Source organism: Cytophagia bacterium CHB2 (assembly GCA_030263535.1).
Lineage (GTDB): Bacteria > Zhuqueibacterota > Zhuqueibacteria > Zhuqueibacterales > Zhuqueibacteraceae > Coneutiohabitans.
In genome coordinates, this window is the sequence record SZPB01000011.1 from 1 (window position 1) to 25793 (window position 25793).

A 25793-nucleotide genomic window follows, 5' to 3' on the forward strand; every position below is an offset into this window, starting at 1 on the left:
GCCATATTGCTCATTCACACCTACAGTTTTTATGTTTTTTTTTATCTTTTGGCGCGCAATGCGTTGGCCAACGCCGACCGTTCACTGGAAGAAGCCGCTTACGGCCTGGGCGCGAGGCGCGGGCGGGTTTGGCGCCAGGTGATTCTGCCGCAACTGCGCCCCGCCCTGCTCGGCGCGGCCATGCTGGTGTTCATGAATGCCATGGCAAGCTTCACCGCGCCGTATCTGTTCGGCGGGGATTGGCGCTTTCTCTCTCTGGAAATTTACAATGCAAAATTAAACGGTGATTTTCCGCTGGCGCTTACGCAATCCGTCATTCTGGCGAGTATTTCGACGGCATTCGTATTCTTGCTGCGTTGGTATGGTAATCGTTATGAACTAGGCCGCGGCAGCAAAGGCGTCATAGCGCCGCCGCACCTCGTGACCGCGACCTGGCAAAAAGTCATTCTGGCCTGTGTGGGATTTGTTATCATTCTTGTGTTGATCTTGCCGCAATTGACCCTCCTGCTCATGGCCTTCGTAAAAAACGGCACGTGGACGTATCAGATTTTGCCGGACACGTTCACTTTCGAAAATTTTCTAGATTTGTTCCGCAACCCCAAAGCGGCCGAGCCCTGGCTGAACAGTTTATGGATGTCGGCGATTGCTACGGCTTTCGGCACGGTTGTGGCTTTGCTCGCCGCCTATTTTGCCGGGCGCAAGCAACGCATATCCGGCGCAAGCGGTTTGGTTGAAATGAGCGTGATGCTGCCGTGGGCGGTGCCCGGCACTGTCATTGCAATGGCGTTGATTGTCGCCTTCGACCGGCCGCATTGGTTTACGGCCGGCACGATTTTGATCGGAACCTCTGCGATGTTGCCGCTGGCGTACTTTATCCGCCATTTGCCCGTGCAGTTTCGCGCAACCGTTGCCGCTTTTGCTCAACTCGACCCCGCCCTGGAAGAAGCTGCACAAAATCTTGGCGCGCGTTGGTGGCTGCGTTTTCGCGCGGTGACGTTGCCGTTAATTTTGCCCGGACTAGCCACCGGCGCGATGGCCGCATTCGTCATTGCGCTCGGCGAGTTCGTTTCTTCGATTCTGTTGTATACCTATTCTAACCGGCCAATTTCTGTGGCTATTTTTTCCGAGTTACGCCTCTTTAATCTTGGCAGCGCTGCTGCTTATGCAATTTTGCTCACAGTGTTGATTGGTTCCGTCATGGCATTGGCACAAAAATTTCAAGGCGCACGCACGCCGGATATGACAACCTAATCTTTTCTTCTGTCGATTTCTTCACTTGCACAGACCCGCTGGTAAATATCAAAGTCATTTTCGAAACGTGAATAAAAGGAGATTGCTATGTTGTCGCGAAAGGATACCTCCGAACCCGAACGTTCTACCGGCGAATTGAACACGATCATTGGTCGCGGCTCCACTTTTGAAGGCTCTTTAACCGTGCAAAGCAGTTTGCGCGTTGATGGCAAAGTGATCGGCAATATTCAAGTTGGCGATTCGCTGATTGTCGGCAAAGAGGGTGAAATTGAAGGCGAGGTGCGCGTGCGCAATGCGGTGATTGGCGGCAAAGTGCGCAACAAAATTCTGGCCAGCGGCAAGGTCGTGCTCGAGGCCAAGTCTGTGGTGCATGGTGAAGTGCGAACCTCGCGCCTGGTAATCGACGAGGGCGCAATATTCGAAGGCAAATGCTCAATGAGTGACGACGAAAAAACGGCGTCGCTGCCGGAGAACGCCAATCGTAGCGGCCGTTCCAACCCGCAGAATATGGAAGTATTATCCCGGCACGAGATGGCCGCAGCGCGATGAAGGACGCACGACATGAAATTGTCATTTTTTGAGAAGCTTTTTGGATATTCCAAAACGGAAGACGAAGTCCAATCAGCGGTGGAGGAGCGTGTGCACGCGCCTGAAACATTGGCGCCGCGTTACACAATCAAACCGGCGGCGCCGGCACAGCAACCGCCGCCTTCTCCACGATCATTCACCTCCAATCCGCAACAAAAAAGGCAGGCTATGGAAGAATCCGGCAGAAGCGGCGACCTGAACACGATTATCGGCAAAGGCGCGCTTATCGAAGGAACGATCAAAGTTCAGAACAGCATGCGTTTGGACGGCAAAGTCAGCGGCCATATTCTGACCACCGATTCTTTGGTGGTGGGCAAAGAAGGCGAAGTTACCGGAGAAGTACGAACCAAGAACGCCATCATCGGTGGGCGTCTCAACGGGCAGATCTTCGCCAGCGGCAAAGTGGTGCTGGAAGCTCGTGCAACCCTGGCCGGAGACATTAAAACAGCGAAGCTTACGATTAGCGATGGAGCAAGATTTGACGGTAATGTTGCGATGAGTGAGGATGGCGGCATCAAGGCAATCGCCCAATCGAGCCAGGCAGCGGGGCCTGGCAAATATGACCGCGTCGCGGGCAAGCGCTGAAAGTTTTTTTGCCTTCTGGATAACCCAAAACTTGAGTCTATTCCCAGAATCCCATAAGAAAAATTGTCGCAAGAATTTAGCTAAATGAACCCAGAAGAAAAAAAACGCCCACAGAAATAAAAATCCCACAGAAATTAAGCTTTTTGAGTTCAATTCTGTGGGATTTCCATTTTAGTGGGCGAAAACCTCGAACGGCTAAATTCTTACAAATTGTCATCGTTCTTGTGGGATTTTGTTTTGAGATGCTTTCATGCTATTGCGGCTGTGTTCTCGCAAGTCCGCATATAATAAACAATGCGCGGCACCTACCTGTTAAAATTCAAGAACAAAAAGGCTTAACAAGCTCGGCGCCCCCAATTTTGCCCATCTTGCTTTACAAATCTTCATTTCACTCGGCTTATGCACCAGTATTTGACAACGACAAGCTGATCAAGACTTATCTTGGGACGGCGGTGACAGCAGGAATGCGGCTTGAGACCGGCCTGATAGATTTCTTTCGAGCGCAATAAATTTCAAAATTTTTGCAACTTTGTCTGTCACATTTCCACTCTCTTGCCCGACTTAGGGTAATAGTTTGAGGGGACGTTTTCTGGGGAAAATTGAAGGGTGAATTTTCTGACATTCAACTCGGGAACGATCAGAGAATTCCCCTTCTTAATTTTGAAGCTATACCACAAGCAAAACTTGTTGCAACCCGAGGGGATTCTGACAATGAGCGGAAAGCGGGATGAACGTCGCATAAAACCTTGCTCTTTGCTCATTAAAAAACGTTGAAGACCTTTCAGCGGAGCTTACCCGGTTGCTCCGTTACCTTTTGCCTCTCCTCGCTCAAGAGACGGACGTGCCTGCCAACGCTTTTTCCAAAAAATAATTTTTTCGGGAACAATTTTCCTCCATTCAGGGTTATAGTAATCGAATGAGAAGCTTCGAGACGCAAGAATGATGGCCTTGAGCTTCACATGAGCTAAAATCGCTTTGTCGTTTTCCTTCCTCCTCAGAATCCCCAGTGTCCCCGTGGACCTGGGGATTTTTTTGGGCTGCTTGCATTTTTCTTCAAAAACATTAAATTGACCGCGACTACAAACGGCATCCTTATATTAGCGACGCGGAGACAAGAGACCTTAAGAATGCGCAAAAAACCAATAGGATTTTGGGGTGGGATCATTTGTTTGATCTTAATTACAGGCTGTGATCAGCAGAAGTCGTCTACAGCGCGCACCTTTGCCACCCACTGGTCGGTCCAACCTTCCTTGAAGTATGATGTCTGCCATCTCGTCGGCATCATGACCGGCAGGCCGCTTTATGAAAAATTCTATCCAGAAATTACACAAACCTGGGCAAGAAATCTTCCCGCGCCGGTAAAAACTTCTATAGCGAACATTGACAAACTGCTTGGCCCGGAATGGCCGCCCGGCCCCCGGCTGAGCCTGCTTATGGCCGCCGTGCCGGCGGATGACAGCCTGAGCGCCATTTTGCAAGCCATACAAAATAATGCGCAAATTTATGATCGTCTCATGCAATCCGATTATGGCTCGCCAAGAAATTGGAAGCAATGGGTAGATCTGAAACCCCACGTACAGACGGTTTTACAGTACTTAATTGATAAGAATTTTGAAGAGTACTGGCGCAGCAATCTTCTGCCGAAAATCACGGCTGATGTTGCCGTGATTCAGCAAGATCTTCAAGGTTATGATGTGGTGGGTGAAATCCAAAATTTTCTCGTTGACTATCAATGCCCCGATACCATCGACATCTACCTGCTTGCCTTGGCGCAGCCGCATGAACTTCGCATCAGCAGCCAGCAACGCGCCACCGACATTAAAAATCCCTTGAAAGCGACAATTCGAAGTTTCTATCAAGAGATTCTGCATCCCTACTGTGATCGCTTGATCGACTCGACATTGGCAGCAGATTTTTCAAACCTGCAATCCGATGCGTTTTTGCTGAATACCTATTCACCGGTCGCTGCAAATGGAGGCCAAGCAAATCTCACGGCCTACTTCAAAAAAGAATTGGTAATTGCCGCCGAGCTATGGCTTTCAGCGCGGCGCCAGCTTCTGACAGCGCAAACGAATCTGCAAGCGGAGGAAACCGGCGAGTTGGTGCGGCAATATTTGCGCACGAAAGACAACGGCATACACGTGCTGGCAGCAGTCATTTATTCCTATCTTGAGTCGGGGCTAAAATTGGATCGTCTCTCCTATGCCGATTTCATCAAAGACCTGTTTGCGAGCGGCCGGCTGAAGCCGGGAAAAATCGAAAGCCGTTACCGTGATTTTATGAATCGGCCGGTGGCCGGCAGCGATTGAACGGCAGCGGAGTTCATCCCGCGCGCCGTTGCCGCACGATTTCATAACACACCACGGCTGCCGCAGTCGAGACGTTGAGCGAGGCGACTTGCCCGCGCATTGGAATATTGTAAACGAAATCGCATTTCTCACGCACGAGCCGGTGCAAACCCTTCCCCTCGCCGCCGAGCACGATCGCGAGCGGCATTTTGGCATCCATCTCGAAAATCGTGTTTTCGCCCCGTTCGTCAAGCCCGACAATCCATAAACCGCGTTTCTTGAGCCAATCGATTTGCGACGCCAGGTTGGAAACTTGTGCAATTGGCAAATGAAAAGCCGCGCCGGCTGCGGTTTTGATGGTCACGGGCGTCACTTCGGCGCAACGGTTTTTGGTGATAACCAGGCCGTGCATGCCCGCGCCTTCGGCCACGCGAATGATCGCGCCGAGATTGCGCGGGTCTTCCACGCCATCCAACAATATCAGCGCCGGCTTTTCTTTCGGCTCACGCTGCTCCACCCGGGAAAGTATCGTTTCACAACTGACGTAATCAAGCTGCGCCATGAACGCCAAAACGCCCTGATGCTTGTTGGTTTTGGCAAGTCGATCCAGCTCGAGGCGCGGCACGTTTTGCAGCGGTATTTTTCTCGCTTTGGCTTGCTGCACGAAAGCGTTAATATCGGCGCCGGTGACGCCCTGCGCCAACAACAGCCGTTTCAGCGGCGCTTCGGCCGCAAGCGCCTCGGCAATCGGGTTACGGCCAAAAATCACGAAATCAGGCATGTTTTCTCCAACACACAATCCTAGACAAATCACTTCCGTTTGGCGCGCCTCGCTCAACGCGGGGCAAAAATTCCATCGGAGGGCGACAGCGACGGAGGTTTTGTTGACAACCGGTGTTTGAGTGAATCCGGCGCTTGCAGGGCGACCGCGCCCGTATCTGAAATTGGCGTGAAATAGAAGGGCGCATAAAGATATGTATCTTGATAACTGCCGCATCCGGCGGTGCGGCGAAATTCAAACCCCTGCCCAAAACTGTAATAGAACCAAACTTCGCTATAGGCAATATCACGGCCGCGAACTTGCAACTCATCCGGCTCGCCGTATTGCGCTCGAATGTCGTCGCGATCATCGCGCTTGCCGCAGGAGAGCATCAGGCTGAACCCAAGCAAAACCATCCACAGAAACTTCAAAGATCGCATGTTTTATCTCCGCTATTGAAATTGGCACAGGACATTTCATTTCTTCAAATCAGCGCCGCCGGGCGTTGGGCCGGCGGGAACAAAACCGTCGCACGATAATACCGGCAGCCGGGGATATTTTGAAAAAGCCGGATCGGTTTCCGACTTTCGGCAGAGGAGAAAACGGCTTCCGCGACGGCTGTAAATGGCCTGTACATGTTTACAATGTTCACAAAGTCCGGCTTGCATAGTCAACCAAACATGTTGCACCGATTCTAAACCACTGCGCGACCACAATAAGCATCGTGCGCTTGAATGTCAAGGGCTTTGGAACCATCGCCCACCGGAATCGTTTGAAAATTGCAAACTTTTTCGAGAGTTCATCAGTTATCGGGCTTGTTCGCTTCACATGACGCCAGGGCCGGCAGCCTTACCGAAGGAGAACGCATGACGCAAAAAATTCTCACGCATTCGTTGATCTTAGCCTCCCTTTTTCTCACGCAGTCGCCGGCGCTACACGCCCAAACCTTCGGCAAGAATCACGTTCAATACAAGACGTTCAAAACCAAATATATCCAATCAACACATTTTGATATTTACTTTCACGAGGGCGGTGAAACGCTGGCGGAATTCGTTGCCGAAATCGCCGAGCAGAGTTACGACGAATTGCAGGAAAATTTTCGCTACGAATTGATCGATCGTATCACCATCGTCGTGTATAACAGTCACAATGATTTTCAGCAGACCAATCTCAGCCTGGGCCCGCCGGAAGAGTCGGTCGGCGGCTTCACCGAGTTCTTCAAAAACCGCGTGGTGATTCCCTATGAAGGCGATTGGGAAAAATTCCGGCATGTGATTCATCATGAATTGACGCACGCCGTGATGTTGCAGATGGTTTACGGCTCAGGCATGCAGGCGATTCTCTCAGGAATGGCGCGCTCACATCTTCCCCTGTGGTTCATTGAAGGTTTGGCGGAATATGAAAGCCGCGGCTGGGATACGGAAAGCGATATGTTCATGCGCGACGCCGCGCTCAACGGATATGCACCCAAAATCGATGATCTCAGCCGCTATGGCTTCCTCGCTTACAAAGGCGGGCAATCTGTGCTGTATTATCTCGCGCAAAAATACGGCGCGGAGAAAATCGGCGAATTGATGAACAAAGTCAAAATCACCAAGAGCCTCGAGCGTGCGGTGCGGCAATCGCTCGGCGTTGAGATTAATGATCTCAGCAAAAGCTGGCACAAACATCTCAAAAAGGAATACTGGCCGGATATTGCTAATCGCCAGGAGCCGCATGAAATCGCCAAGCCGCTTACCGATCACGTTGCGTATCGCAATTTCATCAACAACAGCGCGGCGCTTTCGCCCAACGGCGATCAAATTGCGTTTCTCTCGGACAAATCCGACTACTTTGATATTTATTTGATGAGCGCGATCGACGGCAAGCTGATCAGCAAACTCGTCAGCGGCCAGAAGACGGACAATCTCGAAGAATTGCATTGGTTGCGGCCGGGCATCAGTTGGTCACCGGACGGCAAGTTCATCGTTTTTGCCGCGAAGGCAGGCGCCGAAGATGAGTTGCATGTGGTTGAGGTGCAAAAACGCAAAATCGTGCGCAGCCTGAAATTCGGCTTGGACGGCGTCTTCTCGCCCACCTGGTCACCCAAGAATGATGAGATCGCTTTTGTCGGCACCCGCAACGGCCAATGCGATATTTTCGCGGTGGATTTGCAAACGGAAAAACTCCGGAAAATCACCGATGATATCTTCAGCGATCTCGATCCCTCCTACTCGCCCGACGGATCACGGCTGGCGTTTATTAGCGACCGCGGCAGCTACCTCGATGCAACCCGCCTGGCGCCGGATTTCAAAATCTGGCGCAGTGATTATCGCAATCTTGATGTTTATATCATCGATGCTGCGGGCGTTGCTCACGGTGGAAAAATCGAGCAAATTACCAACACCCCGTTTCTGGAAAAATCACCGGTATACTCGCCGCAGGGCGATAAAGTCGCATTCACCAGTGATCGTTCGGGCATTTGCAACATCTATGTGCACGATCTCGCGACGCGAGAAGAATATCCCCTCACGAACCTCATTTCCGGCGCTTTTCATTTGTCGTGGGCGGGCGACGGCTCGCGCATGACGTTTGTTTCGTTTTACAACGCCGGTTACGATATCTTTCTACTCAAGAATCCGCTGGACCTCAAACCCGGCGAAATCACCGTCGAAAAAACCACATTTCTCACACAGCTCGAAGAGAAACGCAAGGCGCAGCGCGATACGACCATGCGGACTGCCGCGGAAGCGCGCGAAGATCGCATACTCGACAAATACCGGTACTATGTTTTCGGCAAGGATTTCGCAAGCGGCATCATCACCCCGCGCGAGGATCGCATCGCGTTCGACGATACCGCGCGCTACAAGTCCGAGACCGGCGAGTACATTGTGCGCGATTATAAAACCAAATTCACCCCGGACATTGTTTATGGCAACGCCGGCTACAGTCAATTCTTCGGCGTGCAAGGCCAGACGCAAATCTCGTTGTCGGATGTGCTCGGCAATCAGCGCCTCGATCTCATCACGGATTTGTTTTATGACATACGCAATTCGAATTATCTCGTGCGCTATTTTCATCTGCCGCGCCGCACGGATTATGGCCTGGCGGCGTTTCACAACGCCTGGTATTTTTACAGCAGCAACGTTGGTTTGATGCGCGATCGTTACTACGGCCTGTCGCTGCTCGCCTCGCGGCCGTTCAGCACCTTCCGCCGTCTCGATGCGGGCGTGACCTGGCTGGGCATCAACCGGGAATTTATGAGTACCACCGAGGTTCCGCTCGAGCGCATACGCGTGCTGGCCGCAAATCTGGCTTACGTGACTGACACGGCGCTGTGGGGTTGGACCGGCCCGAACAATGGCAGCCGCTCGGAATTTTCCGTGTCGCTGTCGCCGAAAATCGACGCGAACAACGGGCTGGGTTTTGTCACGCTGCGCGGCGACGTGCGCCGGTATTACAAATTTTTTAAAGAGTATAATCTCGTGGTGCGCCTGGCGGGCGGCTTCTCCGAAGGCAGCGAGCCGCAACAATTCTTTCTCGGCGGCCTCGATAACTGGCTCAACCAGCGTTTCAGCGGCGGCATTCGCATTGACCGGCCCGAAGACATTTACTTCTCAAGCTTCGAGACGCCGTTGCGCGGCACGAACTATTATGAAAAAACCGGCAACCGTTTCGCGCTGATGAATTTGGAGTTTCGTTTTCCCATGATCCGGCAGATGGAGCTGGGATGGCCTCTGCCGTTGTCAATGTATAATGTGCGTGGCACGTTGTTCACCGACATTGGTGCGGCATGGCAGGGTGAAATCGGCAAGTATGAACGATTTCAACCGTTTAAAGATTCATCCTCGCGGTTGCCGACTCTAAACGATTTGTTGATGGGCTATGGCATCGGCGCACGCGCCAATCTCGGTTTTTTGCTGTTGCGACTCGATATCGCCTGGACCACGAAATTGAGTCACGGCGCTTCCAAGCCGCGTTATTATTTTTCTCTCGGCACCGAGTTTTAAAAAATGTCGCCGTAACGCCCCGGACGCGAAGTTCGAATAAAACAATACCTCCTTTGCCAATGGCATCCAACTGCGCCTGTCACTTCTCCGCTCGATAATTTTGTCATAACGCATCTGACTTTCTGCACTTTCGCTGGTGTGTGGGTAGGAATATGCGTCGAAGGATCGGCACACGGCTGAAACTATTGCAAGGTTTGCTTTTCCAGCATGCGCATAACAAAGACTCACGAACACCAATCGCGCCGGTACCACAAAACTCTTGGGTCGTTTTTGTTGGGATGCGTCATGCTGGCTTCATTTGAGTCGGGGAGTATCGCCCCGTGGGCGTCGGCGGCTCTTGCGCAAGAAACGGGCAGTGAACAGAAAAACGCTCGTTCACAGTCTTTCGGGCGCATCACGGGATTACCAGCTTTCGTTCTGCGGCCTTATCGTTTCGCCGCGGCAGACGGCCGGATTCGATTGGACATTCGATTCGGACTGGTGAATGATCTCCTCCAATTCGTCAAGGAAGATGCCAACCGTTATCATGCCGCATACGAAGCTTCGCTCGCGCTTTTCAATTACGAAAATACTTTTGTCGACGGCCGCACCTGGAAACGGCATATTTATGTCGAGAGCTTCGGCGAGACCAATGATCGCCTCCATCTCAACCAGGAACAAGCCACGTTCAACGTGCCGCCGGGAAAATATGAGCTGCGCGTTGAAATCACTGATTTAGACACCCACAAACGGCTGCGGCGAAATTATCCCTTAACGCTGGCGGACATGGAGACGCGCCGCTTGCACGTAAGCGCGCTGGCATTGGGGCATCGCGTGCAAGAAACGGATTCGATTGCGTTCAATTTTGCCGGATTGCTGACGAGCCAGGATGAACGCCAGGGCGTGTACTATGAAGTTTATGGCATTACCCCGGGCGATACGCTTCAGTTAAGATACACGATCAGCGACTGGCGCAACATCACGCTGGAGGCCTGGGAGCATCACCTTGCGGCTGAGGCGTCTAGGTTATCTCATTTTGAGCCGCTGGGACGGCGCATCAACTATCAAGGGCCGCAGACTCTCACGATCAACGTGAGGCGCGGCGCTGATACGGCCTCCGCGCAGGTTGATTTTCGCGTGAACCTTCCTTCATTCGATCCGGAAGCAGACGACTCCGTTAGCATTGACGTTCGCCAGATGCCGTACGGTGTTTTGCAATACATCAGCAGCAATGAAGAATTCAAACGGATTGCGGCCAAAGCGGATACCGCGGAGCGTGACAGCTTGATCGCCGCGTTCTGGCGCGAACGCGACCCCAGCCCGGGCACCGCAGAAAACGAACTGCGCGAAGAGTTCTATCGCCGGGTGGTTTTTACGGAAACCCGCTTCTCGATTCACGGCCTCAGCAAATCGGGCTGGGAAACGGATCGCGGCCGGGTTTACATCATCTTCGGTCCGCCGCAGGAAGTGCATCACCGGCTCGAAGAAGAAGGCTCCTCGCCGTACGAAGTCTGGCTTTATCCGCATCGCGATCGCTACTTCATTTTTCGCGATAAAGAAGGTTCAGGCGATTATAAATTGGTGAATCGGTGACGTAGAAATGCGGTCGGCGTGAGCGGCAGGACGGTTTTGCCCTAGTCAAAAGGAAAAAATATGCAAACAGTGTTAGTCGGATTGGCAGCGGGTTTGATGGTAGGAATTGTTTGTGTCTTGTACGTTTTCCTGCGCACGAAAAATCTTGTCGCAGCGAAGATTGCTGCACGCAAAGGGCCCAACGCCTCGCAGGAAGTGTCTTATGCTGAACAACCCACCAGCGCCAGCTTCATGTTTATTGCCATTGTCGCCAGCGGCTCGTTATTGTGGGGATTTATCGGAGCAGGGATCTATCATCTGATCAAAGATGATTTATATTTTTTTATTTTGTCCGTCGTGCTGGCGGTGATCGTCAACATAAAAATTTGGACGAGCAAGACGACGTATGCGGTCGACAAAATGGTGGTGGCGCTGGTGATCTTGCTCGGGCTGGGCGTTCTGATTCCGTGGCTAATTTAGAGGGTGTGATCACCTTGACTAAAACATTCTCTCCGCGGATTGCGGCTTGAATTCCCCGTGCTCGCGCGCCACCCAATACGTGCGGGCGTTTTTATCCCACCGTTGCTGCAGTAAATCCTTGCCCAGCAACTTCGCTATGAGCGCTATGGGCGTGAATAAACCGAAAAACAAAATAGTCAAGATCACGCGCGTCATGACGAATCCCATGATCACGGCAAGCGTCATCCAGCCCTGATATACCGGGCGCAACAGCTTCGGCTGTAGCAGGCCGGTTCCCGCGAAAATCGCACTCACCACAACAAAGTAGATGTAGCTTTCCTTTTCTTTCCAAAACAGATAAGCGGCAAGCGCGAACAAAATAGCCCCCATCATGAGGCCGAAACGTTTAAGGTCGCGCGGCGTCGTTGGGATGTTTTTGATTTCCTGCACGAGCATCGTTGCTGTTCCCGTGAATGCTTGTTTCAATCCAGCTCGAATTGTTTTTGCCAGGAAAAGTCCTTCACGATTTCTTTTTGATCCTTCTTGGCAACCAAAAAATTCTCTATGACCAAATAATCCATATTCGTGCGCATGAAACACGTGAGCGCCTCTTGCGGCGTGCATACGATCGGCTCGCCGCGCACGTTAAACGAGGTGTTGATGATCACCGGACAATTGGTGAGTTCGCCAAAAGCATGAATGAGCGCATAAAAGCGCGGGTGATCGTCCGGGTGTACGGTCTGAATGCGCGCGGAAAAATCCACATGCGTCACCGCGGGAATGGTCGAACGCACGACTTTTAGTTTATCCAGCCCGAGCGCGCCATTCTCGCTGTCGCCGGTGCGCCATTTGTGCAAGACCGGCGCCACCAGCAGCATGTACGGACTTTCACGATCGAGCATGAAATAATCCGAGACGCGCTCGGCCAACACCGCAGGCGCGAACGGCCGGAAGCTCTCGCGAAATTTAATTTTTAGATTCATCAACGCTTGCATCTTGGGCGAACGCGCATCGCCGAGAATGCTGCGCGCCCCGAGCGCGCGCGGCCCAAATTCCATCCGCCCCTGAAACCAGCCCATGACATTTCCCTCGGCCAGCAGTTTTGCCGCCGCGGGCGCGATTTCCGCATCGCTCAACTTCGTGAAGGCAGTTTGATTTTTTGTGAGTATGTTTTCGATATTCGCATGACTAAAGCTCGGGCCAAGATAAGAGCCGCGCTGGGCATCGCGGCCATTCCTCGCAAGAATGCGCGCCTTTCCCAAATAGCGATACCAGGCATAAAGCGCCGCGCCGAGCGCGCCGCCGGCATCGCCCGCCGCGGGTTGAATCCAAATATCTTCGAACGGGCCTTCCCGCAAGATACGGCCGTTGCCCACACAATTGAGCGCGACGCCGCCCGCCAGCACCAGTTTTTTCATGCCGGTAACGTGGTGAACATGACGCGCCATGCGCAGCATGATTTCCTCCGTCACCTCCTGCACCGAACGCGCCAAATCCATCTCGCGTTGCGTGAGCGGGGTTTCCGGTTTGCGCGGTGGACCGCCAAAGAGCCGCGCAAAACGCTTGTTCGTCATAGTAAGGCCGGCGCAATAGCCGAAATACTTCATGTTCATGCGAAACGAACCGTCTTCTTTCAAATCGATCAGCTCATTCAAGATGACATCGGCATACTTTGGTTCGCCGTAGGGCGCCAGTCCCATCAATTTATATTCGCCGGAATTGACCTTAAACCCCGCAAAATAAGTAAAAGCGGAGTACAACAAGCCGAGCGAATGTGGAAACATCAACTCAGCCTGCAAGGTAATGGCGTTGCCGCGCCCGATGCCGTAACTTGCTGTCGCCCACTCGCCGACGCCGTCAATCGTCAAAAAAGCCGCTTCCTCAAACGGCGAGGGGTAAAACGCCGAGGCGGCATGTGATTCGTGGTGTTCCGGAAAAATGATTTTGCCCGAGAAGTCAAGCTCGCGCTGGATATATTCTTTCAGCCACAACTTGCGTTTGAGCCAAAGCGGCATGGCCTTGATAAACGAAGTCAGACCGGCAGGGGCATACGCAAGATACGTTAGCAGCAAGCGCTCGAACTTGATAAACGGCTTGTCATAGAACGCCACGTAATCCAGCTCCGCGGCCGAAATGCCGGCAGCTTGCAAGCAATAGCGAATGGCATGCGCAGGAAATTCGGGATCATGTTTTCTGCGGGTAAAGCGTTCTTCCTGCGCGGCGGCAACGATCTCGCCCTCGCGCAAAATGCAGGCTGCGCTATCGTGGTAAAAGGCGGAAATTCCCAGAATGTTCATCGCGTCACATCACAAATCGGGTTGGTGAATCGCAGCGGCTTCAAACGTTTGCCCGCAAAATATCCAAACGGATTTCCAAAGTCAAGATCGAGAGGGCCGGCAAAAAATTCCATAGCGGTTGCAAATGTGCCTGGAGTTTCGTATTATTGTCGCCATTCGCTTCATCGTGGCCCCGGGGATTTTTACGCTGCGATGGTGATCGGAGTTTTCATCTCATTTTATCACACAAGTAATCACATGATTTCCGGAGGACACTTATGGTAAAACCATTTGTTTTGTTTATTTTGATGCTTTGCGTTGCATGCGGCAAGAACGCCTCCGTCGAGGGCGAAAAATACGGCGCGAACATTACGCTAACTGAGACCACGCCGGTCGCGCAAATTTTATCCGCCCCCGAAGAATTTCTCGGCAAGCGCGTCTTGGTGCGCGGTGAAGTGTTGGAGGTTTGCGCGAAAGCCGGATGTTGGATGGAAATTGCGGGTGAGCAGCCGGATCAAAAAATCAAAGTTAAAGTAAACGACGGCGAAATCGTTTTTCCCCTGAGTGCGCAGGGAAAAACAGCCCAGGTTGAAGGCGAAGTGTATGAAATCAATCTGACTCATGAGGAAGCAATTGGGTGGATGGCGCATGTAGCAGAGGAGAAAGGCCAGCCCTTCGATTCAGCCAGCGTCACCGGGCCGATGACAATCTATCAAATCAAGGGACTCGCGGCCGTTATCGAAAACTGAGGAGACATATTCTTCAGTTTAAAAACCGTGCGGGCGCTTTCTTTTTGCGATTTCACAGAAGTTGAATGGAAAAAGCGCCCGTATGGGAATTCTCTTTTTGATTATCAGAAATCCTCTTAGGATTGTCGATTAAATAACTTGCCCAAATCTCAAACCGCGAGTGCACGCCAATAAAGGCGAATTTTAAAATTAGCGAATATTCGCGTTTATTAGCGGTTCCCCAAATGAGTCAGTTATTTAAATGGCGTTGCTTATCTTGCTTCGCTTACCGAACGCCCCTTCCTGGTTGAACTTCCATGCAACTTGCGCGGCAAAACCCGGCAAGGCCGCACTCATTCTGTTTTCGTTTGCCGAATTTGACAAACCGGATTCTGTGCCAGCTCGCGCAAAAAATCAAAAGTATAAATCCCCTCCCGATGTCCGTCACTCCAACTGAAATGCAGAGCATATCGCCCCATCACCTCGGCCTCCGTGATCGTGACCTGCGCGGATATGATTTCATGCGGTTGTAACACGCGCAAAGGATTGCTCGCGGGCTTGGCAAAGCGTGCTTCATCACAAGAGGCGCACGGGCAGTTGCGTCGCAAAAAATCCATGGGATAAAGCGTCGTGACGCCGTCTTCCCAATCAATTTGCAGCGTATGATCATCGGCTTTCTTGAGATTTGTCGGCAAGATTGGCATACTATCGTCCCTATCGAAATCAAACGGCATAAACCGCGTCGCAAGCCCTTTTGGCGCTGCGAAATTCAAAAATACTGCTTTGCCTGCAAAATTATTTACCGCAGCATAATAAACAAATGGTGCAATGAAAGCAAATGTCTTATTCAAACCCGGCAGTGATTCTGCCAAACGTATTCACCTGCGCAAACTTGACAGAATCTCGACTTGCCACAGCGTCAGTAGCTGTCATACATGCTGCCAAACCTTCTAATTGTGCATAGATTTGTTTGAAAATTTGTCCGAAAAAGTGCTGGCACATCGGTTGCAAAAGGGTTGGGCAACAGTCGAAAACAACAACAAAAAACATAACCAAACTTCATTGAAGGAGATTTTACCATGTTAGTGAAATGGCAACCTGCAGCCTCGCTTTTCTCTGATGTCGAGAAAGCCTTTTTGCACAATTGGTTTTCGGACAGCGACGCGGCCATCGCCTTTGCGCCTCGCGTTGACGTCCTGGAAAGCAAGGATGGTTTTGTTTTGCGCGCTGAATTGCCCGGCCTCAAGAAAGACAATCTGAAAATCACGCTCGAAAACGGCGTGTTGACGCTCAGCGGCGAAAAACGCTATGAAGCCGAAAAGGATGAGGCCAATTATCATCTGCGCGAGACGCGCCAGGGCAAATTCGAGCGCCGCTTCCGTATCGGCGAGGGGATTGATCGCAACGCCATCAAAGCCGATTACAAAGACGGCCTCTTGACGCTGACCTTGCCGAAGAGCAAAGAGGCGTTGAGCCGCGAAATTGCAATCAATCTCAACTAAACCGGCAAACGCGAACAACGTTCTTAAATACTTCACAAGCCGGAGGTGTGTTAACGCCTCCGGCTTTTCTTGTCTTGAAGCTTCAGGCTGGACGGGCCAACGAAAGCTTCGGAGGTTCAGCAAACAGAAGATAAAACTCTCATCAAAAGCGAAACAGACTCCAACACCGGTGACATGCGCAAATCAAAAAATTTTGCGCTTGCGTACATGAAAACGCGCCAAAGAGTTCGAGAAAAATGGCGATGAAAATTTGCCTTGTGCGTGACATGTCGCAATAGTTCCCATACAATGTAGAAGCTTTGCTTGAGAATAATCTTTCCTGCGCGTATGGGGATCGCGATTGCTCATCATGGCCGGCTCAGGTGGGCTGTGTGTAGGTAATAGGAAATGAAGAAACGGCCAGGCCGTTGCATCGAAAATGCCGGAGTTCTTATGCCCCCAAAACTCAATAAACCAGAATGGCCTACGATCTTCAGTCTTCAGCTTGATCGGAAAATTCCAACTTCGATTGCAAGAATTCTACCTGCTCAAGCTTGGGCGAAATCTTGCTCATTGCCCTCTCGCTCAACGCCATGATGCTGAGCGAGGGATTGACGCCGGGATTGGCGGAGATCATGCTGCCGTCGCAGATGTACATGTTCTCATAACCAAACACACGATTGTCTTTGTCGATCACGCCCTCCGAGCTGTCGCGTCCCATCACCGCGCCGCCGAGAATATGCGCGGTTGTGGGAATGCCGAGCAATGTTTCGGTTGCCAGGGCAGTAGGTTTGCCCTGCACGATTCTGGCATAACGTTCCGCCAAATCTTTCGCTTCCGGAATGAAGGCCGTGGGCGCAGCGCCCTGATCCAGCGAGGATTTCATCCCGAAAAATCCGCGCGAAAAACGCAGCGTACTGTCAATCGTGCGCATGAACAAGAGAATCTGCGTGCGTTTCGACCAATCATCAACCCAAAACGCGCGCAAATTGTCAAGCGGATGCCGCAAGAGGTCCCACGCCACTTTTGCGCCGCGCACCAGCGCATTGCTGCCATCGACCAGCGGCGACATGAGCAAACGCCAAAATCCCGATCCCGCAGAATAGCGCACCGGCTCCAAATGGCTATGCTCGTCGGTGTGTAAAATCGAACCGATCGCAATGCCGTCTGAAAAAACGGTTTTCCTGTCGAACACCGTGACCCCGATCAGACTCTCGGAATTCGTGCGGATGCCGCTCCCGACTTTATCGGAAAGGCGCGGCAAAGAAGATTGCTTCAATTTCAACAACAGCTTCACTGTGCCCAACACGCCTCCGGCAAATACGATTCCACGACAGGTAAACTCGCCTTTCGCTTTGAAGAATGATGTTGAGGATTGCCATTTGACTTGATACCCCGCAGAACCGTTCGGCTTCGTGAGCGGAGTGACATCATAGACTTCGGATTCAGCCTGTATTTTGACGCCGTTTTGTTGGGCAAAATACAAATAGTTTTTATCCAGCGTGTTCTTGGAATTATAGCGGCAACCCAGCATGCAGCCGCCGCAAAAAATGCAGCCCGTACGGCTCGGCCCCTTGCCCTCGAAATAGGGATCGGGATGCGCAACGCCCGGTTCGCCAAAATATACGGCAACCTGCGTGGCATTGCAGTGATCGGCCTTGCCGATTTCTTGCGCCAGTTGCTGCAGAGCGCGATCACCGGTTTCCAGCCGCGGATTCATCGCAGCGCCCATCATCTGCAATGCCATGCGGTAAAAATCTTTCAGCTCATTTTCCCAGTCTGCGAGATGCGCCCAGGATTCTGCTTTGAAGAATTTTGCCTTGGGCACCGGCAGCGTGTTGGCATAAACCAAAGAACCGCCCCCCACGCCGACGCCCGACAAAATCGCAACGTGACGAAAGACCGTAATCTTGAATAACCCGAAAAATTTCAGCGCGGGCAGCCAGAGCCACTTCTTCAGATGCCAGTTGGTCTTGGGGAAATCATTCGCCTTCAGCCACTTGCCTTTTTCGAGCATGAGAACTTTATAGCCCTTTTCCGACAGGCGCAATGCTGAAACCGAGCCGCCAAAACCAGAGCCGATGATGATGTAGTCGTAGTCAAGCAGGGATGGTTTCTCCAGGTTGCGTTTGACTGGCCGGTGTCCTGCCGAAAATGACATCCTCCCTCCGCCCTTCCTCTCGACTGCTGCTTTGAGCGTACAGCGCTTCAATTTCCTGATGATACACTTCCGCGGCCAGGTTCTTCTTGATTTTGAGCGTTGGCGTCAGTAAACCATTCTCGATGGTGAACTCCGGGACGATTTTGAATTTCTTGATGGTCTCAAACGTCGCAAGCCCCTTGTTCTTTGCCGCCACCTCGTCCGCAATTAAACGAACAATTCGTTCGTGATTTCTCAGCTCATCAAAATTTTTGAAGTCAATGTCGTGCTCCACGGCAAAGGCTTTGACGTTTTCGGGATTCAACGACACCAGGGCGCAGAGAAATTGTCGCCGATCGCCCAGCACGCAGGCCTGGCTGATGTATTTCGAGGTCAGCAGCAGATTTTCAATGGCCGAGGGCGCGATGTTTTTTCCGCCGGCAGTGATGATCAACTCTTTCTTGCGCCCGGTAATGCGCAGGAAGCCATTGGCATCAATTACACCGAGATCACCGGAGCGCAGCCACCCGTCGGCTGAAATCGTTTCAGCGGTTTCAGCCGGCATTTTGTAATACTCCTTCATGACATTGCGGCCGCGAAAAAGTATCTCGCCGTCTGCCGCAGTTTTCTGCTCGATGCCCGGTCCCGGAAGGCCGACCCAGCCGAAGCGATAATTGTTGAAGCGGTTGATATTGGTGTAAGAAGTGTTCTCGGTCATGCCGATGCCTTCGAGAATCAGAATACCGGCGGCGTGGAAAAACTTGCCGATGGCCGGATTGAGCGGAGCTGCGCCACTGGCGCACCAGCGCAAACGGCCGCCCAGGGCCGCCTGCAATTTGTGAAACACTAGCTTGGTCGCGAGTTGATACTGCACATTGGTGAATGTGGGTACGGGCTGATGGTTCAGCCGGCAATCACTCACGCGATTGCCCACGTTGCATGCCCACCTAAAGATCTTTAAGGCCAGCCCGCCTTTGGCTTCTGCGCCGCTCACCACTTTGGTGTAGACTTTTTCAAAAACGCGCGGCACACTCCCGAACCAATGCGGGCGCACGACTTTAATGTCTTCGATGATGGTGTCCATGCTGCGGCAAAACGAGGTGGTAATGCCGGCAAGCAACGAGGTGTAAACACAAATTCTCGCGAAGACATGCGCCAAGGGCAGGAAAAGAAAATGTTCGTCTTCTTTCTGGATATCGATGCTCGCAAGCACGGACTGTGCGGTGAACGTCAGGTTGTCATGCGTTAAAACAGCGCCCTTGGGTACTCCCGTGGTGCCGGAGGTATAAACAATCGCCGCCGGGTCTTGCGGCGCAGGCGCCTGCGCGCGTTGCAGAAATTCCGCGTCCGTTACAGCTTTGCCTAAACGCAAAAACGCGTCGAAGTTGATCACCCAATCGTCGCCGGCATAATCGCCGCTGAACAGAATCACTTTGCGAACCCGGAAAATGTCCTTGCGGATGTCCAGCAGTTTTTTCAATTGCGTCTCGTTTTCAGCAAAAACGACAACGGCATCCGAGTGATTGATGATGTACTGGCAATCCTTGGCCAGATTCGAATGATAAATACCAACCGTGCAGGCGCCGGCGCTGGTAATGCCGAGATCACACAACACCCAACGATAGCAGGAATAACTGAGAATGTTGATTTTGTCATTCTGCTTCACCCCTAAAGCCATCAGGCTTTTTGTAACCTGCTTGACTTGTTCATAGAAATCCGCCCAGGAGATTGATTCCGTGCGCCCGGCTTCAGGAAACCAACGATAAGCCGGCTGGCGCGGATAGCGCTCAACCGTCTCCTTGAGCATGGCATGAATGTTATTAAAGTCTTTGAATTCCATACACTCGTCTCCTTCTCTCTATGCCCACAGCGTTTCACCGATTGCGGCCATACTGTTCATGGCTCGAGACCCATTCCGCCGAGGAAATGGCGCACGCCAGCGACACTTCGCCCGCCAACACCACGCCCGCCACGATTTCTGCAAACTTGTGCACCTTGCCTTTGCCGTAACAACCCAACACTTCCAAACATTCGCGCTGGGTCGGCAGGCCGGTGCCACCGCCATAAGAGGCGACGATCAACGAGGGAATCGTAATCGAAAGATATAAATCCCGCTCCGGCGTCAGCTCGCTGTAAATAATGCCTGCCGAGGATTCTGCCACGTTGGCAACATCTTGTCCGGTGGCAATAAACATCGCGGTAATGCCGTTGGCCGAATGCAAACCGTTGTTGTTCGCGCCGGAAAGCAGCGCGCCGATGTTCGCCACGCCGTTGTGATACGCCAGACTTTCCGGCTCGACGCGCATCTGTTGAATGAGAATGTCGCGTTTGATAACGGCCTCGGCAGTGACACGCTTGCCGCGCGTGCGCATGACATTAATCTGAGAATTTTTTTTGTCAGTTGCAAAATTGGATTCCAGATAAAAATGTTTGATGCCGTCGTAATGATCGAGAATCCAACTGCACGCGGCAAACGTTGCGCGGCCCACCATGTTTTGGCCGGCGGCGTCGCCCGTGAAAAAGTTGAAGCGCAGATACACGAACTTGCTCGCCAAATACGGATCGATGTACTGCAATTTGGCGACATGCGAGGTGGCCTCCGCTTCTTCGCGAATCCGGTCGAGGTTCGCTTCCACCCATTTCAAAAATTCGCGGCCGGCGCGCGCATCCTCAAACACGAACACCGGCGCGCGCTGCATGGCATCGCCCACCACGCTGCACTTCACGCCGCCGCAAAGATTCAACAATTTCATGCCGCGATTATAGGAGGCTACCAGCGTGCCCTCGGTCGTTGCCAGAGGAATCAAAAATTCGCCCTGCGCGTGCTCGCCGTTCATGCGGAGCGGACCGGCAAATCCCAATGGAATTTGCGCCACGCCGGTGAAATGTTCGCAATTCCCCCTGGTAAAATGCGGGTCGAAAGAGTATTGCCTCACATGATGCAGCTTTGCTTCTGAGAATTGCTCGACGAACGCTTGACGTTTCTTGATCATATCTTCTGCGTAATCATCCTCCTCGCGGCGCGGAATCCGCACGAGATGATTGTGATTCTCCGAAATCGCGCAATCAACTTTGAGTTTGAGTTTGCCAAAGGGTTGGGTTTCAAAAACGACTTCGATGTTGTGCTTGCCCTCTGCGAGCGCCGTTACTCCGGCAATGATGTCCAGCGATTTGCGCAGCGGAAATTCCAGCGGGTTGCTGAGGGAAATTTGATCCGGCGCCAGAAAATTGCCATTGCCGAAATTCAGCTTGATGGCCTCGCGCGGCACTTCATGGCCATTGAGTTTGAGGCTCTGAATGCCGGTCAGCATCGCATCGCTGAGACGATTCTTGATCGAAAATTTGATGCCTCCCTCGATATTCATCAAGCTGCCAAAGGTGTAGAGCTGCTTGAGCAACAGGCTGGGTATCATTGACATGACGGGTCCTCCGAGAGAATTGTCCATCGCAGGCGCCTGCGGTTGCGAGGCAGAAGACCCGGAGCCATCGCACTACAGAAAACAGCATTGGTGCTGCTTGAAATTCAGCCCTCTGCCCCGCAGACCGTCCGACGCATGTTCAATCACATGAATTTGAACAACAGCAATCCGGGTTTAAACGGATTTACGGGCATGGGCCGATAACATCACCGTGCCCCAAGTGAGCGGCAAGCGCCTGAATTGGAATCACCATCGTCTTTTGCGCTGGCGTGCCGGGCTTGTGGCAAATCGTTACCTTGCCATCATCTTTACACATGCCCGCGCTCCCGGCTGCGAAAATTGCTTGAATTTCCGCGCCTGAGAGCGCACGATCATAAACCCGAACTTCATCGATTAAGCCTTTAAAGAACTCGCTTGCTCCCCGCGAGCCAATGGAATAATTTCCTCCGTTTTGGCTATTGAATGATACCCCATACGGAGATGATGAATCAAGAGTACCATCCAGATAAAAATAAGCAGTGAACCCATCGTAAGTGACTGCGATGTGGTGCCATTCGAAATCAGTAACTGTTCCGCCCGAACCGACATTGGAATAACAAGTATAGGTCAGCCGCACGGAGTTATTGCCGTCGAAATAAACTCCCCAGCCCCCGCAATCGACGGACATCAAGAGTCGATCAAAACCGGGCACGTCAATTCTGTCACGCTTAACCCACGCCTCAAAGCTGAAAACGTTCATATCGAGATTGGGAATTGAGACATAGTCGTCCGTTCCGTCCAGGCTGAACGCCAACTCCACCATTCCCGGTGCAAACGTTGCCCCATTTTGCAAGGCCCCGTGGTTATTATCCATGATATCAACGGCATTGCCGTCTCCAGGCCACCAGCTTACCAAACCGCTCGGAGGAGTAACGCACGTGCCAGGTTTCGGAAGTGAAACATTGGTTGGCTCACTAAACGCATTCTCGGGAGCCGCGGGTTGCTCACGAACATGGCATCCCGTAAGAAACGCGCTTGTTAAGAACAATCCTATCACCGTGCAAAGTGTGTATGAAATTTTCATGAGAGACCTCGCTTCATCAGGATACAATTTTTTAATCAGACACGGATCAACCAGAGACTAAAAATCTCGCCTTGTGAACGCCTGTCATTTCCGCGGAAGTGAAATCTCAGCTTTGAAACGTTTCACCTCATGTCAGCACGCTTCAAATTCGTAAGAAGATTTTTGGCCTCGCGCTAAAACCACGGAAAGGTCATCAGAAAATCGCCTTCACTTGTTCGACCACTTCCATCGTCATTTGCGCTGAAATACCACCAGCATACTGGCCTTTGAAATCTGGACAATTCAGCTTCGGAATAGCGAGATTGAAGCTGGCGTTGATTTTCTCAATGAAGGCATTCGCCACCAGCGCATAGCCGCCATCATTGGGATGCACGCCATCGAGACTAAAGGCCGTGTTTGCCGGATCCAACAAAACAAACCGGCTCGAATAACCATCTAGTCCGGAACTATTCACGTGTGAGAACAACGCGTTGGCGTCCACCAGCGGGATTTGAAATTGCGTCGCCAAAGCCTGCAGCGTGCTGTTGAAATCATCCACGGCTTGTTTCATCGTGAGATTTTCGGTGTTCGTGATCGACATCGTGCCCGACAAGGGCTGGCCCGTCGGATTCAAGCCCGCGGCTTTCATTCCTAGTTCCAATACCTGTGCTTGCGCCTCCGGTAATCCCATTTGCATTAACGCTGCGGCATTCGGTATGCCCAGGCCGGTTTGATAAGCGCTCAACGCGGGCAGCGTCAAATGCGCCACGCTTTTTTCCTCGGTCAACAACGGCAGATACAGAAAATTTGCAGATGCATCAAAATCCACCGGGTGGAACGTTGCATCAAACACCACCGGCACGGATTGCGAAATGCCCAGCGCGGGTATCGGCCGAAAAATAATGTCCATCGTGTTGATATAAGGAATATCGGTGACATACGGAATATTCGCCATGATGATTTTGGCGTTCGTCTTGGCATGCAATTCCGAGAGCAGCGTCGTGAATAGTGTTTGAAAATCCGCTTGTGGCGTAATCAGCGCCGGGTTTCCGCCGTTCAACGCAGCGCCCAAAACATCGTTATCGCCAATCCACAGCAGCACCAACGACGGATTGAGCGCAATAGCTTGTTGCAACTGCGTGGTGTTACCGAGATTGGGATTGCGCAAGACGATATTGAAAAAAGAATTCGTTTTCGCGACCGACGTGGTTGCATCTGTGGCATACAACATATCGCGCAACGATGCGCCGGGCACGCCGAGATTGTCGTAAGGACGCGCGAGTTGCGCATTCAGCAGCATGGCCTGCGGCGGAACGGTCAAATCGGGCGCGATGATCTTGCCGTGTACCAATTGCAAATGGCCTTTGCCGGGGGTGCTGCCAATGCCTGGTTCATGTACGATCGGTTGCTCGAATTCCGAGGCGTTGCCCATTTGGCGCGCGATGAGATTGGGATAGCTTTGCGGTTGCATGCACTCACACAACCCGCTGGATTGGAAGCCGGCGGTCAGGCTGTTTCCCAGCGCCACCACCTTGCTAAAGGTTTGCACTTGCGGTTGCTCAGGCGTTTTGACGTCGCAGCCCAGCCATACCGAAAGACTTATCATAATCAAAAGAAGGATCAACTTTTTCATATCAACCTCCAAATGAATTTTGCACTCTGAGAATGCAGGAAGAAACGCGCGGCGCTCGCGCGTCATCTGGTCTATGAACAGCGGCGCTTTGCTCGATAAAACGGCAAAGCTTTTTATTAGAAGTTGATGCCGACGCTGCCATAGATCAAATCAGCGCGGGAATTATAAGCGCCATTGAATCCGTCGCGATTTTTTCCGACGCCATTCTCAACGGTGCTGCGCTCGCCGAAATCGACCAGCATATAACCGAGATCCAACTGCAACGCGCCAAAGTTGTAACCGAAGCCAAAAGTGAAGTCATTGCGTGTATTGTCCGGCAGCAGCGGGCTGACCGAGTCGACCGGTTGCGGAGTCTTGTCATAGACATAACCGGCGCGCAACGAAAGCGCATCCGTCACCTCATAATGCGCGCCCAGCCGAAATTGCCAGGAGTCGCCATAGTTTTCCGTTATGGTTTGATCCAACATGTCCTCAACAAAATCCAACTTTATTTCCTTGAAGACAGACCAGTTAAACCACATGTAATCGGCCTCGACGCCAAACTTTTTCGTAAACTTGTAATACACGCCGGTGGAGAGAAAATTGGGAAAATCGATTGCGGTGCTGGCTTTTTGATCCCGCAACGTGTTTTGTGGAATCAGCGCTGCGAGGTTGGGCACGGAGAGTTGGTCATACAGCGTGAAATCGGCGTCGCCGTCATTGAATTCATTATGGATTGAATGGCGATACAAAAACCCCAGGCCGAGTTTTTCCGTGCGATACATGGCGCTGGCGGTGAAGCCGAGCGCTAGTTTGGAAGTGCCTGTTAATGCCACCTCGCCAATCTCGTATCCCTTCCATGCCTCCGGAACATCAAACATGGTCACACTTTTTTCCAGCGTCACCTTGGTGAGCACGAAATCCAGGCCGCCGCCAATGCTCAAGTTCGGCGTGATTTGATAGGCAACAACCGGAGAGATATAAAACGACTGCAACTGGGAATTTCTCGAAACCGTACGTCCGGAAAAACTGTCGTGCCATTCCACTCCCAGGCCGAAAGGATTGGTCACGCCAATACCGGCGCCGAGTTTTTCAGTAAACTTGTGCGAGAAATAGGCGCCAATCGGAGTGAAATAGGCATACTTGGTTTTGTGAACTTGGCTGTCATAAATCGGGAAGGCGCCAACAAAACGCGTGTTGGGAAAAATGAGCGTCGTGCCGCCATAAAACTGCGTCCCCTGCAAAAAAGCCAGGCCGGCAGGATTGTAAAAGATCGTCGAGCCATCCCATGCGCGGGCCACCATGGCGCCGCCCATTGCCGACCCGCGCCCGCCAAATTCATAGAGGTTGAACCCGCTTGCCTGCAAAGAGCTTGCGCCCAAGAAGGACAACCACAAAAGTATCAGCCCTTTTCGCATAAGTCCTCCTTCTCGTTGAAGAGTTGTGTATAGAAATGTGATAAGATGAAGTATGGGGCAGTGTTCGAACTCAGATTTCGGCCTCCTTCCGGCAGGGAAAATTGGATGTTCGCCGAAATACGCGAGAAACTGGGGAAAGTCTGTACAACCTGAATTTTGTAATCCGTCTGAAGACGGATGTCACCCAACGAGTGAGAGTCGCATTC

General features: G+C 52.0%; 20 protein-coding genes. 9 read left to right on the forward strand and 11 right to left on the reverse strand.

What is annotated here, in order from left to right; genetic code table 11:
• From FBQ85_02370 to FBQ85_02385, 4 genes are all read left to right on the forward strand, one after another.
• On the forward strand, positions 1 to 1251 hold a 1251-nt coding region (locus tag FBQ85_02370; GenBank protein MDL1874007.1), incomplete at its 5' end, for an iron ABC transporter permease.
• A gap of 87 nt (positions 1252 to 1338) precedes the next feature.
• Positions 1339 to 1800, forward strand: coding sequence for a polymer-forming cytoskeletal protein (locus tag FBQ85_02375; protein ID MDL1874008.1), 462 nt, complete (start codon positions 1339 to 1341; stop codon positions 1798 to 1800).
• Positions 1801 to 1812: 12 nt separating this feature from the next.
• Positions 1813 to 2424, forward strand: coding sequence for a polymer-forming cytoskeletal protein (locus tag FBQ85_02380; protein ID MDL1874009.1), 612 nt, complete (start codon positions 1813 to 1815; stop codon positions 2422 to 2424).
• A gap of 1169 nt (positions 2425 to 3593) precedes the next feature.
• The gene (locus tag FBQ85_02385; GenBank protein ID MDL1874010.1) at positions 3594 to 4733 is read left to right on the forward strand and encodes a hypothetical protein; all 1140 of its coding nucleotides are present in this window, start codon (positions 3594 to 3596) and stop codon (positions 4731 to 4733) included.
• Positions 4734 to 4746: 13 nt separating this feature from the next.
• On the opposite strand, the gene rlmB is transcribed toward FBQ85_02385, so the two are convergent.
• Together rlmB and FBQ85_02395 are read right to left on the reverse strand one after the other, a co-directional pair.
• Positions 4747 to 5709, reverse strand: a complete 963-nt coding sequence (gene rlmB, locus FBQ85_02390) for a 23S rRNA (guanosine(2251)-2'-O)-methyltransferase RlmB (protein MDL1874011.1) — start codon at positions 5707 to 5709, stop codon at positions 4747 to 4749.
• 239 nt (positions 5710 to 5948) lie between these two features.
• Positions 5949 to 6140, reverse strand: coding sequence for a hypothetical protein (locus FBQ85_02395; protein ID MDL1874012.1), 192 nt, complete (start codon positions 6138 to 6140; stop codon positions 5949 to 5951).
• A 198-nt stretch (positions 6141 to 6338) separates the two neighbouring features.
• On the opposite strand from FBQ85_02395, the gene FBQ85_02400 reads away from it, so the two are divergent.
• From FBQ85_02400 to FBQ85_02410, 3 genes are all read left to right on the forward strand, one after another.
• The gene (locus FBQ85_02400; GenBank protein ID MDL1874013.1) at positions 6339 to 9461 is read left to right on the forward strand and encodes a hypothetical protein; all 3123 of its coding nucleotides are present in this window, start codon (positions 6339 to 6341) and stop codon (positions 9459 to 9461) included.
• Positions 9462 to 9668: 207 nt separating this feature from the next.
• A complete protein-coding gene (locus tag FBQ85_02405; protein ID MDL1874014.1) occupies positions 9669 to 11033 on the forward strand; it encodes a GWxTD domain-containing protein in 1365 nt (454 codons plus the stop codon).
• 60 nt (positions 11034 to 11093) lie between these two features.
• Complete coding sequence (locus FBQ85_02410; protein ID MDL1874015.1) at positions 11094 to 11492, forward strand: hypothetical protein; 399 nt, start codon at positions 11094 to 11096, stop codon at positions 11490 to 11492.
• Positions 11493 to 11510: 18 nt separating this feature from the next.
• Here the strand turns inward: FBQ85_02410 and FBQ85_02415 are convergent, their stop codons facing one another.
• On the reverse strand, positions 11511 to 11927 hold the full coding sequence (locus FBQ85_02415) for a hypothetical protein (protein MDL1874016.1): 417 nt from the start codon (positions 11925 to 11927) through the stop codon (positions 11511 to 11513).
• Positions 11928 to 11953: 26 nt separating this feature from the next.
• Positions 11954 to 13768 carry a hypothetical protein gene (locus FBQ85_02420; protein MDL1874017.1) on the reverse strand — a complete coding sequence of 605 codons (1815 nt, stop codon included), beginning with the start codon at positions 13766 to 13768 and terminating at the stop codon, positions 11954 to 11956.
• A gap of 257 nt (positions 13769 to 14025) precedes the next feature.
• Here FBQ85_02420 and FBQ85_02425 point away from each other — a divergent pair, with 257 nt between their 5' ends.
• Positions 14026 to 14496, forward strand: a complete 471-nt coding sequence (locus FBQ85_02425) for a DUF4920 domain-containing protein (GenBank protein MDL1874018.1) — start codon at positions 14026 to 14028, stop codon at positions 14494 to 14496.
• A gap of 332 nt (positions 14497 to 14828) precedes the next feature.
• Here the strand turns inward: FBQ85_02425 and FBQ85_02430 are convergent, their stop codons facing one another.
• A complete protein-coding gene (locus FBQ85_02430; protein ID MDL1874019.1) occupies positions 14829 to 15347 on the reverse strand; it encodes a DUF971 domain-containing protein in 519 nt (172 codons plus the stop codon).
• Positions 15348 to 15554: 207 nt separating this feature from the next.
• Here FBQ85_02430 and FBQ85_02435 point away from each other — a divergent pair, with 207 nt between their 5' ends.
• The gene (locus FBQ85_02435; protein ID MDL1874020.1) at positions 15555 to 15977 is read left to right on the forward strand and encodes an Hsp20/alpha crystallin family protein; all 423 of its coding nucleotides are present in this window, start codon (positions 15555 to 15557) and stop codon (positions 15975 to 15977) included.
• A 472-nt stretch (positions 15978 to 16449) separates the two neighbouring features.
• Here FBQ85_02435 and FBQ85_02440 read toward each other — a convergent pair whose 3' ends face one another.
• From FBQ85_02440 to FBQ85_02465, 6 genes are all read right to left on the reverse strand, one after another.
• Positions 16450 to 18117 carry a GMC family oxidoreductase gene (locus FBQ85_02440; protein ID MDL1874021.1) on the reverse strand — a complete coding sequence of 556 codons (1668 nt, stop codon included), beginning with the start codon at positions 18115 to 18117 and terminating at the stop codon, positions 16450 to 16452.
• A complete protein-coding gene (locus FBQ85_02445; protein ID MDL1874022.1) occupies positions 18056 to 19936 on the reverse strand; it encodes a long-chain fatty acid--CoA ligase in 1881 nt (626 codons plus the stop codon). Before FBQ85_02445 ends, FBQ85_02440 begins: the two co-directional genes overlap by 62 nt.
• A gap of 34 nt (positions 19937 to 19970) precedes the next feature.
• Positions 19971 to 21515 carry a hydroxymethylglutaryl-CoA reductase gene (locus tag FBQ85_02450; protein MDL1874023.1) on the reverse strand — a complete coding sequence of 515 codons (1545 nt, stop codon included), beginning with the start codon at positions 21513 to 21515 and terminating at the stop codon, positions 19971 to 19973.
• Between the two features lie 184 nt (positions 21516 to 21699).
• A complete protein-coding gene (locus FBQ85_02455) occupies positions 21700 to 22578 on the reverse strand; it encodes a LamG domain-containing protein (GenBank protein MDL1874024.1) in 879 nt (292 codons plus the stop codon).
• 193 nt (positions 22579 to 22771) lie between these two features.
• On the reverse strand, positions 22772 to 24256 hold the full coding sequence (locus FBQ85_02460; protein ID MDL1874025.1) for a hypothetical protein: 1485 nt from the start codon (positions 24254 to 24256) through the stop codon (positions 22772 to 22774).
• A gap of 50 nt (positions 24257 to 24306) precedes the next feature.
• Positions 24307 to 25587, reverse strand: coding sequence for a hypothetical protein (locus FBQ85_02465; protein MDL1874026.1), 1281 nt, complete (start codon positions 25585 to 25587; stop codon positions 24307 to 24309).
• Positions 25588 to 25793 lie beyond the last annotated feature (206 nt).

Coding starts and splice junctions, on each gene's coding strand:
- FBQ85_02375 (MDL1874008.1), top strand. CDS start 1,339: ATGTTGTCGCGAAAGGATACCTCCGAACCCGAACGTTCTACCGGCGAA.
- FBQ85_02380 (MDL1874009.1), top strand. CDS start 1,813: ATGAAATTGTCATTTTTTGAGAAGCTTTTTGGATATTCCAAAACGGAA.
- rlmB (MDL1874011.1), bottom strand. CDS start 5,709: ATGCGGCAGTTATCAAGATACATATCTTTATGCGCCCTTCTATTTCAC.
- FBQ85_02395 (MDL1874012.1), bottom strand. CDS start 6,140: ATGCAAGCCGGACTTTGTGAACATTGTAAACATGTACAGGCCATTTAC.
- FBQ85_02400 (MDL1874013.1), top strand. CDS start 6,339: ATGACGCAAAAAATTCTCACGCATTCGTTGATCTTAGCCTCCCTTTTT.
- FBQ85_02405 (MDL1874014.1), top strand. CDS start 9,669: ATGCGCATAACAAAGACTCACGAACACCAATCGCGCCGGTACCACAAA.
- FBQ85_02410 (MDL1874015.1), top strand. CDS start 11,094: ATGCAAACAGTGTTAGTCGGATTGGCAGCGGGTTTGATGGTAGGAATT.
- FBQ85_02415 (MDL1874016.1), bottom strand. CDS start 11,927: ATGCTCGTGCAGGAAATCAAAAACATCCCAACGACGCCGCGCGACCTT.
- FBQ85_02420 (MDL1874017.1), bottom strand. CDS start 13,768: ATGAACATTCTGGGAATTTCCGCCTTTTACCACGATAGCGCAGCCTGC.
- FBQ85_02425 (MDL1874018.1), top strand. CDS start 14,026: ATGGTAAAACCATTTGTTTTGTTTATTTTGATGCTTTGCGTTGCATGC.
- FBQ85_02435 (MDL1874020.1), top strand. CDS start 15,555: ATGTTAGTGAAATGGCAACCTGCAGCCTCGCTTTTCTCTGATGTCGAG.
- FBQ85_02440 (MDL1874021.1), bottom strand. CDS start 18,117: ATGTCATTTTCGGCAGGACACCGGCCAGTCAAACGCAACCTGGAGAAA.
- FBQ85_02445 (MDL1874022.1), bottom strand. CDS start 19,936: ATGGAATTCAAAGACTTTAATAACATTCATGCCATGCTCAAGGAGACG.
- FBQ85_02450 (MDL1874023.1), bottom strand. CDS start 21,515: ATGTCAATGATACCCAGCCTGTTGCTCAAGCAGCTCTACACCTTTGGC.
- FBQ85_02455 (MDL1874024.1), bottom strand. CDS start 22,578: ATGAAAATTTCATACACACTTTGCACGGTGATAGGATTGTTCTTAACA.
- FBQ85_02460 (MDL1874025.1), bottom strand. CDS start 24,256: ATGACGCGCGAGCGCCGCGCGTTTCTTCCTGCATTCTCAGAGTGCAAA.
- FBQ85_02465 (MDL1874026.1), bottom strand. CDS start 25,587: ATGCGAAAAGGGCTGATACTTTTGTGGTTGTCCTTCTTGGGCGCAAGC.